The sequence below is a fragment of the Methanohalophilus mahii DSM 5219 genome, assembly GCF_000025865.1.
Taxonomy (GTDB): Archaea; Halobacteriota; Methanosarcinia; order Methanosarcinales; family Methanosarcinaceae; genus Methanohalophilus; species Methanohalophilus mahii.
Genome location: NC_014002.1, coordinates 1,894,336 through 1,907,199, shown reverse-complemented (window position 1 = coordinate 1,907,199; position 12,864 = coordinate 1,894,336). Strand labels below are relative to the sequence as shown.

Genomic DNA, 12,864 nt, shown 5'->3' with positions numbered 1-12,864 from the left:
ACCTTCAAAGGTGTGCTAGAAATTTAACATAATTCTGGTTGATCCTGCCAGAGGTTACTGCTATCGGTGTTCGACTAAGCCATGCTAGTTAAATGTTCTTCGTGAACATAGCGGACTGCTCAGTAACACGTGGACAATCTGCCCTTGGGTTCAGCATAACCCCGGGAAACTGGGGATAATTCTGAATAGATCACATATGCTGGAATGCTTTGTGATTTAAAGATCCGTCGCCTAAGGATGGGTCTGCGGCCTATCAGGTTGTAGTGGGTCTAGAGTACCTACTAGCCAACGACGGGTACGGGTTGTGAGAGCAAGAGCCCGGAGATGGATTCTGAGACATTAATCCAGGCCCTACGGGGCGCAGCAGGCGCGAAACCTTTACACTGCGGGAAACCGCGATAAGGGGACACCGAGTGCCAGCATACAATGCTGGCTGTCCACATGTGTAAATAGCATGTGATAGCAAGGGCCGGGCAAGACCGGTGCCAGCCGCCGCGGTAACACCGGCGGCCCGAGTGGTAATCACTATTATTGGGTCTAAAGGGTCCGTAGCCGGTTTAATCAGTCTTCCGGGAAATCTGACAGCTCAACTGTTAGGCTTCCGGGGGATACTGTTAGACTTGGGACCGGGAGAGGTAAGAGGTACTACAGGGGTAGGAGTGAAATCTTGTAATCCCTGTGGGACCACCAGTGGCGAAGGCGTCTTACCAGAACGGGTCCGACGGTGAGGGACGAAAGCTGGGGGCACGAACCGGATTAGATACCCGGGTAGTCCCAGCCGTAAACGATGCTCGCTAGGTGTCTGGAATGGTGCGACCGTTTCAGGTGCCGCAGGGAAGCCGTGAAGCGAGCCACCTGGGAAGTACGGCCGCAAGGCTGAAACTTAAAGGAATTGGCGGGGGAGCACTACAACGGGTGGAGCCTGCGGTTTAATTGGACTCAACGCCGGACAACTCACCGGGGGCGACAGCAATATGTAGGTCAAGCTAAAGACTTTACCTGAATCGCTGAGAGGAGGTGCATGGCCGTCGTCAGTTCGTACTGTGAAGCATCCTGTTAAGTCAGGCAACGAGCGAGACCCGTGCCCACTGTTGCCAGCATATCCTTCGGGATGATGGGTACTCTGTGGGGACCGCCGATGCTAAATCGGAGGAAGGTGCGGGCTACGGTAGGTCAGTATGCCCCGAATCTCCCGGGCTACACGCGGGCTACAATGGTTGGGACAATGGGCTCCTACACTGAAAAGTGACGGTAATCTCATAAACCCAGCCGTAGTTCGAATTGAGGGCTGAAACCCGCCCTCATGAAGCTGGAATCCGTAGTAATCGCGTTTCAATATAGCGCGGTGAATACGTCCCTGCTCCTTGCACACACCGCCCGTCAAACCACCCGAGTGAGGTATGGGTGAGGGCGCGGACTTAGTGCTGCGTTCGAACCTAAATTTCGCAAGGGGGGTTAAGTCGTAACAAGGTAGCCGTAGGGGAATCTGCGGCTGGATCACCTCCTAAGCAAAAAAACTTTCGATCAGAAACCGAAAAACTGTCATTGCAATTATATTATATCATATAATCCAACAACGTTGGGAAACCAAGGGCTTGTAGATCAGTTGGAAGATCGCTGCCTTTGCAAGGCAGAGGCCCTGGGTTCGAATCCCAGCAAGTCCATATTTAATGCACCAGGCAAGTAATTTTGCCCGGGAAGGATGGATGTGCTCTTTCTGACCAAGGAGAGCACGATGAGATCGTGTATAAGTTGCATACCTGACGCTTACTGGAGTAAGCAAACGGATAATGGCATTTATGCCAGCAGGTGAATGGCTCGGCTCAAGGACCGATGAAGGACGTGTCAAGCTGCGATATGCCTCGGCTAGGCGCATGAAGCCTATGAACCGAGGATCTCCTAATGAGACCTCTTGACCTTAAATGGTCGATCAGTAATGATCGGGAACGTTCCGAATTGAAACATCTTAGTAGGAACCGGAAAAGAAATCGAAGAGATGCCGCTAGTAACGGCGAGTGAACACGGCACAGTTCAAACCGAATCCCTCTGGAAACAGAAGGGAAATGTGGTGTGGTAGGACTTTTCCAAGGATCCTTTCTCACTGACCCCGAATTTGACTGGAACGTCAAACCATAGAGTGTGATAGTCACGTAGGACTAAGTGAACGGATCTGGAATTGTTCCAGAGTACCGTGCGTTGGATATCGCGCGGGAACCCGGGAGGCATCAACTTCCAAAACTAAATATCTCTTGAGACCGATAGTGAACTAGTAGGGTGACCGAAAACTGAAAAGTACCCCAAAAAGGGAGGTTCAAAGTGCCTGAAACCTGTTGGTTATGGAACGATATGGCATGAAAGGATCTGCGAAATGAAGGAAACAGTCGCGAGGCTGGTGTACGAGTTTCGTTGCCGATGTCATATCTTACGTTTTGAAGAACGGGCCAGGGAGTGTATTTCAATGGCGAAGGCTAACCGAGAGGGGAGCCGAAGCGAAAGCAACAAGCATGCAGCCTTCGGGCAAGATGCGGCGTATACAAGTGCGTGGAGTCATTGGAATACGACCCGAAGCCGGGTGATCTAGGCGTGGGCAGGTTGAAGCGTGGCGAAAGCTACGTGGAGGACCGCAAGCGGTACTGACCTGCAAATCGTTCGTGTGACCTGCGTCTTGGAGTGAAAGGCTAATCAAACCCGGCATCAGCTGGTTCCTTCCAAAACATGTCGTAGCATGACCTAACCGGAGATAGTCGGTGGTGTAGAGCACTGATTGGGGATCCCGGGGGAGAAATCCCTCGCTCCCCTGTCAAACTCCAAAACTACCGTCGTCTAAGAAAGTTGGAGTCCGGGCTACTGGGGTAAGCTTGTAGTCCGTAAGGGAGAGAACCCAGCCCGTGGTTAAGGTCCCTAAGTGTCGACTAAGTGTTAAAGATAAAGGGTGTCCCAGGCCCTAAACAGCTGGAAGGTTAGCTTAGAAGCAGCTACCCTTTAAAGAGTGCGTAACAGCCCACCAGTCGAGGTCTGGGGCCCCGAAAATGGACGGGGCTCAAGTCGACCACCGATACCACGGAGTACCGAAAGGTAATCTTGTAGGAAGGCGTTGCGTTCGGGCAGAAGCAGGGTTGTGAAGTCCTGTGGACCGTACGGAAACGAAAATCCTGGTAATAGTAGCAGCATAGTCAGGTGAGAATCCTGACCGCCGAAGGGGCCAGGTTTCCTCGGCAATGATCGTCAGCCGAGGGTTAGTCGGTCCTAAGACGTACCGTAATTCGAGTACGCCAAAAGGGAAACAGGTTAATATTCCTGTACCGTTTAGCATTAAAACCAACGTCTCAGGGCAGGTTGAGCAGCGTTGTCGCGCTGTCTAAGCATCGAAACCCGTGGAGAGCCGTAATGGCGAGAAGCGGGCGAATATGTTATTGCGAAAGTCAACTGCACCCCGGGACCCGTGAAAAGGAAGCTAAACGACCGTACCAAGATCTGACACTGGTGCCCCTAGCTGAAAAGGCTAAGGCGTGTCGGAATTAATCTGGCTAAGGGAATTCGGCAAATTGGCTCCGTAACTTCGGGAGAAGGAGTGCCTGCCATGAAGATGGCAGGTCGCAGTGACCAGGGAGCTCTAACTGTCTAATACCAACATAGGAGATCGCAAACCCGAAAGGGCTAGTACGATCTCTGAATCCTGCCCAGTGCGGGTACCTGAAACTTCGGTCCAACGGAAAGAAGGGCCCGTAAACGGCGGGGGTAACTATGACCCTCTTAAGGTAGCGTAGTACCTTGTCGCTTAATTGGCGACTCGCATGAATGGATCAATGAGAGCTCTACTGTCCCTAGCCAGAATCCGGTGAAGCTTACATTCTAGTGCAAAGTCTAGAGACCTCTAGGGGGAAGTGAAGACCCCGTGGAGCTTTACTGCAGCCTGTCGTTGGGTTGTGATTTCGGATGTACAGTGTAGGTAGGAGGCATCGAAGCCCGTGCGCCAGCATGGGTGGAGCCAACAATGGGACACTACCCTTCTGAAGTCGCGACCCTAACTCCGAAAAGGAGGACCCCGATAGGTGGGCAGTTTGCCTGGGGCGGGACGCCCTTGAAAAGATATCAAGGGCGCGCAATGGTTGACTCAAGTGGGTCGGAAACCTGCTGAAGAGTGCAAGAGCATAAGTCAGCCTGACGCGATTTAGCATAGCAATGGATCGCGAGACGAAAGTCGGTTCTAGCGAACCTTTATGTCCTGCTTGATGCGGGCTAAAGCTGACAGAAAAGTTACCCCGGGGATAATTGTGTCGTTGCCGGCAAGAGCACATATCGACCCGGCAGCTTGCTACCTCGATGTCGGTTCTTTCCATCCTGGCCGTGCAGCAGCGGCCAAGGGTGAGGTTGTTCGCCTATTAAAGGAGATCGTGAGCTGGGTTTAGACCGTCGTGAGACAGGTCGGTTACTATCTACTAGAGGTGTATGTGGTCTGAAGGTAAGTTGCTCTTAGTACGAGAGGAACAGGGCAACGGCGTCTCTGGTCGATCGGTTGTCTGACAAGGCAGTGCCGAGCAGCTACGCGCCAAAGAATAAGAGCTGAAAGCATCTAAGCTCGAAATCCAACCTGAAAAGAGACCACTGTAAGGATACCGGTAAAAGACCGGTTTAATAGGATCGGGATGTAAGCACTAAGGAAACGAGGTGTTAAGTCCGCGGTTACTAATAATCCGTGCCGCTTCCAATTGCTTATTCCAGGCGAAATCAGGTATGTAATCATAACAAAATACACGGTCCGATGAAACGCAAAGTTTATGACGGTTGCGTCATAGAATCACGCTTCGCACATGACCCATGTGCCAAGGTGGCGGAGCGGCTACGCAATCGCCTGCAGAGCGATTCCATCCCGGTTCGAATCCGGGCCTTGGCTTTCATCAATTCCATCTCATATAAGTTGAGTACAGCGGCCATAGCGGCAGGGTAACTCCTGTACCCATCCCGAACACAGAAGATAAGCCTGCCAGCGTTGTATACGGTACTAAAGTGCGAGAGCCTTTGGGAACTATACATCGCTGCTGACTCAACTTATTGATACTTACCTTTTCTCAATACACACTTTTTTAATATCTGTCCTGCAATTATTAATCTGTTAGAGAAATCGATATTATGTCTCAAATTTTATGCCAAGCCAAAGTTGAATGGATAAAAGGTATAAATGGGATATATTGGATATAGACCTATCTTTCTACTACGGCGGGGGTAGTTTCGTGAAGATATCATCAATTGTTTTTGTTTATAACGCAGATAGTGGCTTATTGAATGAGATGAAAGATTATGTCCATAAAATAGTTTCACCTGCAAGTTATGGCTGTAAATTGTGTGCAATCACCTATGGCAGCACCGGTATGAAAGATGAATGGAAGGTTTTTATCGAACAGCTAGGCATTCCGGTCCGGTTCCTTCACAGGGATGAATTTGTTGAAAACTATGGAAATATCGAAGCATCCTTCCCATGTGGGTATATCGAAACGGAAAATGACCTTGAGCTCTTTATATCTACTGAGGAAATGAATAAACTGAACAATCTCAAAGAACTAAAGATACTTGTCAGGACAAAAATAAACAGCATATTGGACTGATCACATGCCATTTAAATTTGGAACCATCAGAAATTATATGGCTCTGGCAGGGATTGGCAACTCGTTGTTTGCAACATTTTCTGTATTTTTATCGCTAAATATTTCGCTGATATACATCTTTATATCGATATCGCTTCTTTGAAAAACTCACTGTAAAATGCATTGGATCCCGGAGCCAGGCTCCTTACAGTAATGCAGCGGGATCTGTTGCTTATCCAGTAGGTTTTATCATGTAACTTTAACCATTATCTATAATTGTTATTGGATATAATCTCTGGATGGGGTATAATATGATAGAATATGACTTGATTATCGTAGGTACTGGCTCGGGTATGAATTATGTAGGGTCCATCCTCCAGCAAAATCCGGAAATGAAAATTGCTGTTGTGGATAAAGATGAACCAGGTGGTATATGTTTAACAAGGGGGTGCATTCCTTCAAAGATGCTTTTGTATCCGGCTGAACTTGTACGTGAAATAAAGTCAGCACAGAAGTTTGGTATCTCTGCAAAAATTGAAGATATTGATTTCAAATCTATAATGGACAGGATGAGAAATGCCATTCACTCAGACATTGCTATGATACGTGAAGGCCTGGAATCCGATGATGTACTGGATTATTATCATGGTGTTGCCCAATTTATTGCACCGTATACCCTGAAGGTAGGGGCTGAAACTCTCAAAGCCCCAATGATTTTTCTCTGCACAGGTTCAAAGCCCTTCGTCCCTCCTATTGATGGGCTGGATAGTGTTACATACCTTACAAGTGATGAAGTGTTGAATATGGAATCTCTCCCTGAAAGTCTTGTAATCGTGGGAGCTGGCTACATAGCAGCTGAATACGGACATTTCTTTTCTGCCATGGGCTGCAGGGTCACTGTTATTGGCAGTGGTCCGCGGGTTCTGCAGCAGGAAGAGCCCGAAATATCCATTCTTGCAAGAAGGAAGATGGAACAATATTTAGATATCCATACTGGCTACAGGGTTGTCAGTGTAGGACAAAATAATGGAATGAAAAAGGTTACTGCGATAAATAATGAAGGCGATGAGATCAGCATTGAAGCTGAACAAATCCTGCTGGCTACAGGCAGGGCCTCCAATTCCGATATTCTCCATCCTGAGAAAGGGGATATTGTTACCGATGAAAAAGGCTGGATAAGGGTTAATGAAAAGCTTGAAACAACCTGCAAGAATGTCTGGGCTTTCGGGGACTGTAATGGACAGCAGCTTTTCAAACATGTCGGAAACTATGAATCGACTGTTGTATTCCAGAATGCTATTCTCAGACAGGACATAAAGGTGAATTATCATGCCGCACCTCATGCTGTATTTTCCTGGCCCGAGATAGCAGGTGCGGGGTTAAGTGAAGCAGAAGCAATCGAAGCTTTCGGTGAAGAAAGTATTTCGATTGGTTTTGAGGAATTTGAAAATACAGGTAAAGGCCTTGCCATGGATCTGCATGATTATTTCGTGAAAGTGATTATTGAAGACAATTCTCAACAAATCCTTGGAATCCACATTATAGGGCCCCAGTCGTCGGTACTTATACATCAGGTAATTCCTTTGATGTATGTGGATGGTCCCCAGACTCATCCGCTCGTACATTCGATGGATATACATCCTTCCCTGAGTGAAGTTGTAAAAAGAGCTTTTTATTCTCAATACTCCATAGGGGAGTATCATATGATCCTTAAGGAAAAAGAGCTTGAAAAATCTTAAAATAGGAATGCTGCCCTCCTTTTTCAGGAAGACAGTTGCATAATCGCTTCGGCAAGGTCGCCGTTGGCATTTTTGAGAGCTTCTTTTGCTTTTTCTTCAGACACACCTGTCTGTTCGGTGACAAGCCTGACATCATCCTCGGGGATTTCAACTTCCCTTGCTACTTCCTCAGGAGTGCCGACGACCTGATATGTGTCGACTCCCTGTGCATTCATGATGCTTACGTTTGCGTCATTAAATACAATATCTTTGTCAGGGGTACGGATGATTACCTGCTCCACATCGGAAATTTCATCTACACTAATTCCCATCTGTTTCATCATCTGTTTCATCTTTTTTGGGTTCATACCCTTGCCGCCCATTCCTGGAATCATATATCATATCTCCTTTAAAGGATGATGTCCTATTACTTGCAGTTATATATAACTTAGTGGCAACTGCCGCCGCATGAACCGCACCCACTCATCTCACTGGGATTGTCGATGACAAATCCATTGCCTTGAGGGGTTTCTATGAAGTCGACTGTGGCTTCGGAAAGTTCTTCATTGATGTCATTTGCCATCACGATTTTTATTTCCTTGTCGGTGACAGTAACATCATCTTCTTTGGTTTCATTATCAAGTGCCATACCATACTGGACACCACTGCAACCCATCCCTGCGACAAAAATCCTCAATGCGTGGTCTTTCTTGTCTTCCGATTCCATCAGGGTTCTAAGTTCTGTTGCTGCCTTTTCTGTTATCTCTATCATGTATTTTCTCCTTAAGGGTTCGCTATGGTTCCCTTTAGCAATGGGTTATATATATAAATTTTTCCTATATATATTGTTCGCTCCAGTAGGAACAAATCACATTATTTCCACATCGTTATCGACCGGATTTGACAATACTTCCCCGTTATTAGCATTTATTTCCACCGAATTTCTTTTACCCTTAGCTTCCCATACTGGCAAATAAACCATCTCAATTTCCATTTCAATCTCTTTTTTGGAAGGAGAAATCCTTTTGTGTTCGGAAATTATAGCTTCACCTATAGTGTTATCGAATTTGACATCCCGGGTGTACTGGTCAATAACTCTTTCATAGATAGCTTTGGTGGCCTCTTCTTTTGTAATGATTGGGGCTTTGACTTCATAGTCATTGACTTTTACCTCTACCTGATTACTTATTTCAGGCAGATCAAAATTCTCAAAAATTTCATTCATTGAGTTAAAGTATCCCTCTCCGTTGCCTTCTATGTCTATTATCTTGGAGCGGAATTGTCTCTGTGCCTGAATTTCATAAGTATATTTCCACAAGGGTACAAACTTGAGTGCTGCATTCGTGACATCCCTTTGATGTGGCCTTGCTATTGATATCGCACGCTCGCCGGTAATATCTACAGGGGCACTGCGCAAGTCGATTACCTTGTTTTCAACTGAAGGTACTGTCTCAACATCAGATTTCACCTCAGGTTTGCTTTCAATTGGTTTATTTTCCACTTCTTTCTTGTTGCCGGAAAACACCTTTGGTTTCTTTTTCTTGTCATCAGCGATGATATATTCTTCAGTGGTTTTTTCGACAGGAGGACTTTGTCCTCCCAGTTCAATACTTTCCCCTTCGATGTCTGCCAGCACAGCGTTACCTATCTGATATGCAAGTTCTTCCCTGTCCCATACAATAACCCCTTTTTGACTTGCGAATTCAATTTGTTCCTGGGAGGCATTTTCGGTTGCTACGATCAGACCGGCTCCGTCGCGGATGTTGTATGCAAAATCTTCAATATATGATGTATTCAGGAGATTACTGAATTTTATATACATTTTCTTTTCATCTTTTTCTGCGATCAGGTCAGCGATACTGGAGTCCACTATCCTGTATCCAGATGAAGTGAAAATATCCTTCAATATTTGTGTAACGTTTTGTTTCATTTTTCCACCAATTTAAATTATCAATTTTAAAGTACCCTAGTAGTAGTTTCAAGCTCAATTCCCTTTCCTTTCCCGCATTCTGAATTCAATTTCACAGACACTCTTCTGATTATTTTCAACTATATTGGCATGCATGTCAGGGATATTGATATATTTAAATCTCCAATCTTTTTATATATTGATTCCTCTTAGTTTTTATAGTTATAGTTTTATTTACAGTGATTCGATGATAGCTATAGATGACATGAAATTCAAAGATAACCTTATTCCGGCAATTGTGCAAGACCATGAGAACGGGGATGTATTGATGTTTGCATACATGAATCGCGAATCCCTTGAAAAAACCCTTGATAGCGGTATTGCACACTACTGGAGCCGCAGCCGTGGGAAGTTGTGGAAAAAAGGGGAGAGTTCCGGACACATTCAATATGTAAAGGACATCCTTGTGGATTGTGATATGGATACCCTGCTCCTGAAAGTAAGGCAGGATGGGGGAGCATGCCATGTGGGTTACAGGTCATGCTTTTACAGGAATATCAATGGAGATATAGTTGGTAAAAGGGTCTTTGATCCCGATGATGTCTACTGATTTGTACTCACGATGCAATTAAATTAAATATCTTCGTATCATAGCAATAAATATGGATAATCCTAAAGCTCTGAAGATCGTACCCGATACAAGCGTAATTATAGATGGCCGTGTTTCCCAAAAGGTGAAGGAGGGAGAGTACAGGGGAGCCAAGCTTCTGATCCCCGAAGCTGTAGTGGCCGAATTGGAAGCCCAGGCAAACAGGGGGCTTGAGATCGGGCAAAAGGGGCTGGAAGAACTTAACCAGCTTAATAAGTTCGAACAGGAAGGTCTTATAGAGCTTGATTTTGTGGGAGAGCGTCCCAGCCTTGAGCAGGTGCAACTTGCAAAGGGAGGGGAAATAGATGCCCTTATACGATCAACTGCAGAGGATTTTGATGCACTTTTTGTCACGGGGGACAGGCTCCAGGCAGACTTTGGTCGTGCCAGGGGACTGGAGGTGGAGTACCTTCATCCACCTTCGGCTGAGTTTATTCCTCTGCACATAGAGAACTTCTTCACTGATGACACGATGTCGGTACACCTGAAAAACAAAGTATCCCCAATGGCTAAAAGAGGCAGTATAAGGGATGTGAGATTTGAAAAAATCCGGGATGAACCCTGCAGTTATGGTGAACTGCACCAGATGTCCAGAGAACTTCTGGAGAGAGCCCGGGCTGACAATGAATCTTTCATTGAAATGTCTACGGGCGGGGCTTCCGTTCTGCAGATTCGTAATATGAGGATTGCTATCTCCCAGACACCATTTTCAGATGATATTGAGATTACAGCTGTGCGACCGGTAGCTTCTGTGAAATTCGATGAGTACAGGCTCAGTGAGCAGCTTAAGGAACGTGTGGATATGCAGAGAGGTGTCCTGATCTCAGGACCCCCTGGTGCGGGTAAATCAACTTTTGCAGCCGGGCTTGCTATATATTTGCATGAAAGAGGTTATGTTGTAAAGACTATGGAATCCCCCCGGGACCTTCAGGTGCCCCGTGAGATAACCCAGTATGCCCCGCTGGATGGTGATATGGCCAATACTGCAGATGTCCTTTTGCTTGTGAGGCCAGATTATACGATTTATGATGAGGTAAGGAAAAGCCGGGATTTCGGTATCTTTGCTGACATGAGGCTTGCTGGTGTGGGCATGGTCGGTGTAGTACATGCCAACAGGGCAGTAGATGCCGTACAGCGTCTGATTGGAAGGGTTGAGCTGGGAGTGATTCCACAGGTAGTGGATACGGTTGTATTTATTGAAAAAGGAGAAGTCGCAAAGGTCCAGATACTGGATTTCACTGTAAAGGTTCCTTCTGGTATGACCGAAGCTGATCTTGCAAGACCGGTAATCACAGTGTCGGATTTTGAAACAGACAAAGTGGAATATGAGATTTACACCTATGGTGAGCAGGTAGTTGTGATGCCTGTTGCACTGGAATTCAAGAAACCTGCCTGGAATCTGGCCGAAGGCGAAATACGTGAGGTTGTGGAAAATTATGTCAGTGGTCCGGTAGAAGTGGAAATGGTAAATGATAGTAAGGCTGTTGTGCGGGTTTTCGAACATGATGTCCCAAAGGTAATAGGAAAAGGGGGCTCTGTGATTGACCGCATTGAAAAAATGCTGGGAGTACATATCGATGTACGCCAGTTTGATGGCCAATCCAAAAAGGAAGTTCCTATGGAGGTCAGGCCGGTAGTCGAGCATACGAAGAAACACGTTGTACTTTCAACGCCGGAACTGGCTAAGACTGATGTGGAGGTTTTTGTCGGTGAGCAATATCTCTTCACTGCAACCGTGAGCAGGCACGGGGATATCAAGGTGCGTAAAGGTTCTCCGATTGCTGATGAGATTGTTGATGGAATCGATGAGGGTTACCCGGTATTAATTAAAATATTGTAAGTTCAATTGTTATCAATTTTTGAATATATGGCATGTAGCCCTTCAAGGGTTGTATATCCCTTCTTTGATATGTAATAATCCCCTCTATCTCCCTGCTGGACTATCATCTGTGTATCCAGGAGTTTTTGCAGGTGAAACAGGAGATTCCCTCCTCTCAGGTTGGTAATTTTGGACAGTTCCGAGAATCCTCTGGGGGTTCCTGCAAGAGCTTTTAGTATGGATAATCGTTGTTTGTTTGCCACGGGTTCACAGATTGCAGGTACCACTTCGACAGGCAACTTATCTGTCTTTTGCTCTCTGTCCTGACGGTCATATATCTGCAGGGATTGCATTACATCTATCTGCTTCCGGTAGAGGTTATTTACATGTGAAAAACACTGGTCGCACATTGGCATGCCAGTCATTTTACGTAGGTTTTCTATCTCTTTCCAGTATTTTTCAATAGTTTCTTTCTTCACATCATCCTTGCTTATGAGGTAGGAGGTCTCTCCTAGCAGTTCATTGAATTTTTGTTCACAGAAGTCCCGCATCTTGCAATTCTTGATCATCTTTTCCCTCAGGCATGATTCGATATCATTGTTGATGTATTCAATCAAAACTCTGGAAAAATTCTTTTTCAAATCAGATGCAAGTTGTTCTACAATATTGCGGTTGGAATTTTCAAGAAAACGGTTGAATTCTTTCCTCATGGAAGTGATTTCCTGTCTAATTTCGTCAAGTTCCTGATGGTCTGGGGGGTGGTTGCTTTGGTTTTTCCTGTCATGCATGTTTTTAACATCCCTATTTAAGGTTATTTTTATGTACAAATATGCTTTTAATACATTTTACTAACGATCAAGTATATATTAATATACACCCTTTTGGCAATTGGTGATATACAATGTCTGTAAAAGAAGATATACGCGCTCAGATTAAGGGTGGCCTTGAAAATGCACAGTTTCCGATAAAAACTCCTGAAGCCCTTCTGGCAGCTTTTCCTGCAGGGGCGGACACAACCTGCAAATCCGGGGATGTAGAAATTACCGCCGGCGAAGCAGGCGGCTTGCTCAAGGAAAGCGATTTCCCGTTTACCAGTGCCCAACAGGTAGCTGATTTACTTGTTGACAGGGCAGGCCTGTAAATCAGGGGATCATATCAATCCCCTCTTTTTTTGATTCGTCTTTGTG

At 45.8% G+C, this 12,864-nt stretch carries 9 protein-coding genes, 2 tRNA genes and 3 rRNA genes; 10 read left to right on the top strand and 4 right to left on the bottom strand.

The window, feature by feature from the left end; genetic code table 11:
• Positions 1-31: 31 nt before the first annotated feature.
• The 7 genes from MMAH_RS09695 (at position 32) to MMAH_RS09665 (ending at position 7,321) form a co-directional block, all read left to right on the top strand.
• A 16S ribosomal RNA gene (locus MMAH_RS09695) occupies positions 32-1,506 on the top strand.
• An 85-nt stretch (positions 1,507-1,591) separates the two neighbouring features.
• Positions 1,592-1,664, top strand: a tRNA-Ala gene (locus tag MMAH_RS09690).
• 121 nt (positions 1,665-1,785) lie between these two features.
• Positions 1,786-4,708 (top strand): 23S ribosomal RNA (locus MMAH_RS09685).
• Between the two features lie 114 nt (positions 4,709-4,822).
• Positions 4,823-4,894, top strand: a tRNA-Cys gene (locus MMAH_RS09680).
• A 29-nt stretch (positions 4,895-4,923) separates the two neighbouring features.
• Positions 4,924-5,045 (top strand): 5S ribosomal RNA (rrf, locus tag MMAH_RS09675).
• Together the 16S, 23S and 5S rRNA genes with 2 tRNA genes alongside form the textbook arrangement of a ribosomal RNA operon.
• Positions 5,046-5,231: 186 nt before the next feature.
• Positions 5,232-5,603: a hypothetical protein gene (locus MMAH_RS09670; RefSeq protein WP_245526227.1), complete on the top strand. Its 372-nt coding sequence runs from the start codon at positions 5,232-5,234 to the stop codon at positions 5,601-5,603.
• A gap of 290 nt (positions 5,604-5,893) precedes the next feature.
• Entirely contained in the window at positions 5,894-7,321 is a 1,428-nt protein-coding gene (locus tag MMAH_RS09665) for a dihydrolipoyl dehydrogenase (protein ID WP_048902197.1), read from the top strand.
• Positions 7,322-7,344: 23 nt separating this feature from the next.
• Here the strand turns inward: MMAH_RS09665 and MMAH_RS09660 are convergent, their stop codons facing one another.
• The 3 genes from MMAH_RS09660 to MMAH_RS09650 form a co-directional block, all read right to left on the bottom strand.
• On the bottom strand, positions 7,345-7,695 hold the full coding sequence (locus tag MMAH_RS09660; protein WP_013038372.1) for a nascent polypeptide-associated complex protein: 351 nt from the start codon (positions 7,693-7,695) through the stop codon (positions 7,345-7,347).
• Positions 7,696-7,748: 53 nt separating this feature from the next.
• The gene (locus tag MMAH_RS09655) at positions 7,749-8,072 is read right to left on the bottom strand and encodes a HesB/IscA family protein (RefSeq protein WP_013038371.1); all 324 of its coding nucleotides are present in this window, start codon (positions 8,070-8,072) and stop codon (positions 7,749-7,751) included.
• 96 nt (positions 8,073-8,168) lie between these two features.
• Positions 8,169-9,230, bottom strand: coding sequence for a hypothetical protein (locus MMAH_RS09650; protein ID WP_013038370.1), 1,062 nt, complete (start codon positions 9,228-9,230; stop codon positions 8,169-8,171).
• Positions 9,231-9,456: 226 nt separating this feature from the next.
• On the opposite strand from MMAH_RS09650, the gene hisI reads away from it, so the two are divergent.
• Positions 9,457-9,819, top strand: coding sequence for a phosphoribosyl-AMP cyclohydrolase (hisI, locus tag MMAH_RS09645; protein ID WP_013038369.1), 363 nt, complete (start codon positions 9,457-9,459; stop codon positions 9,817-9,819).
• A 52-nt stretch (positions 9,820-9,871) separates the two neighbouring features.
• The gene (locus tag MMAH_RS09640) at positions 9,872-11,698 is read left to right on the top strand and encodes a PINc/VapC family ATPase (protein WP_013038368.1); all 1,827 of its coding nucleotides are present in this window, start codon (positions 9,872-9,874) and stop codon (positions 11,696-11,698) included.
• A gap of 2 nt (positions 11,699-11,700) precedes the next feature.
• On the opposite strand, the gene MMAH_RS09635 is transcribed toward MMAH_RS09640, so the two are convergent.
• Complete coding sequence (locus MMAH_RS09635; protein ID WP_013038367.1) at positions 11,701-12,465, bottom strand: winged helix-turn-helix domain-containing protein; 765 nt, start codon at positions 12,463-12,465, stop codon at positions 11,701-11,703.
• Between the two features lie 113 nt (positions 12,466-12,578).
• Here MMAH_RS09635 and MMAH_RS09630 point away from each other — a divergent pair, with 113 nt between their 5' ends.
• Positions 12,579-12,818 carry an MTH865 family protein gene (locus MMAH_RS09630; protein ID WP_013038366.1) on the top strand — a complete coding sequence of 80 codons (240 nt, stop codon included), beginning with the start codon at positions 12,579-12,581 and terminating at the stop codon, positions 12,816-12,818.
• Positions 12,819-12,864: the final 46 nt, after the last annotated feature.

Excerpts from the sequence above, each read along its gene's own strand:
- MMAH_RS09665 (WP_048902197.1), top strand. The coding sequence starts at position 5,894 with ATGATAGAATATGACTTGATTATCGTAGGTACTGGCTCGGGTATGAAT.
- MMAH_RS09660 (WP_013038372.1), bottom strand. The coding sequence starts at position 7,695 with ATGATTCCAGGAATGGGCGGCAAGGGTATGAACCCAAAAAAGATGAAA.
- MMAH_RS09655 (WP_013038371.1), bottom strand. The coding sequence starts at position 8,072 with ATGATAGAGATAACAGAAAAGGCAGCAACAGAACTTAGAACCCTGATG.
- MMAH_RS09650 (WP_013038370.1), bottom strand. The coding sequence starts at position 9,230 with ATGAAACAAAACGTTACACAAATATTGAAGGATATTTTCACTTCATCT.
- hisI (WP_013038369.1), top strand. The coding sequence starts at position 9,457 with ATGATAGCTATAGATGACATGAAATTCAAAGATAACCTTATTCCGGCA.
- MMAH_RS09640 (WP_013038368.1), top strand. The coding sequence starts at position 9,872 with ATGGATAATCCTAAAGCTCTGAAGATCGTACCCGATACAAGCGTAATT.
- MMAH_RS09635 (WP_013038367.1), bottom strand. The coding sequence starts at position 12,465 with ATGCATGACAGGAAAAACCAAAGCAACCACCCCCCAGACCATCAGGAA.
- MMAH_RS09630 (WP_013038366.1), top strand. The coding sequence starts at position 12,579 with ATGTCTGTAAAAGAAGATATACGCGCTCAGATTAAGGGTGGCCTTGAA.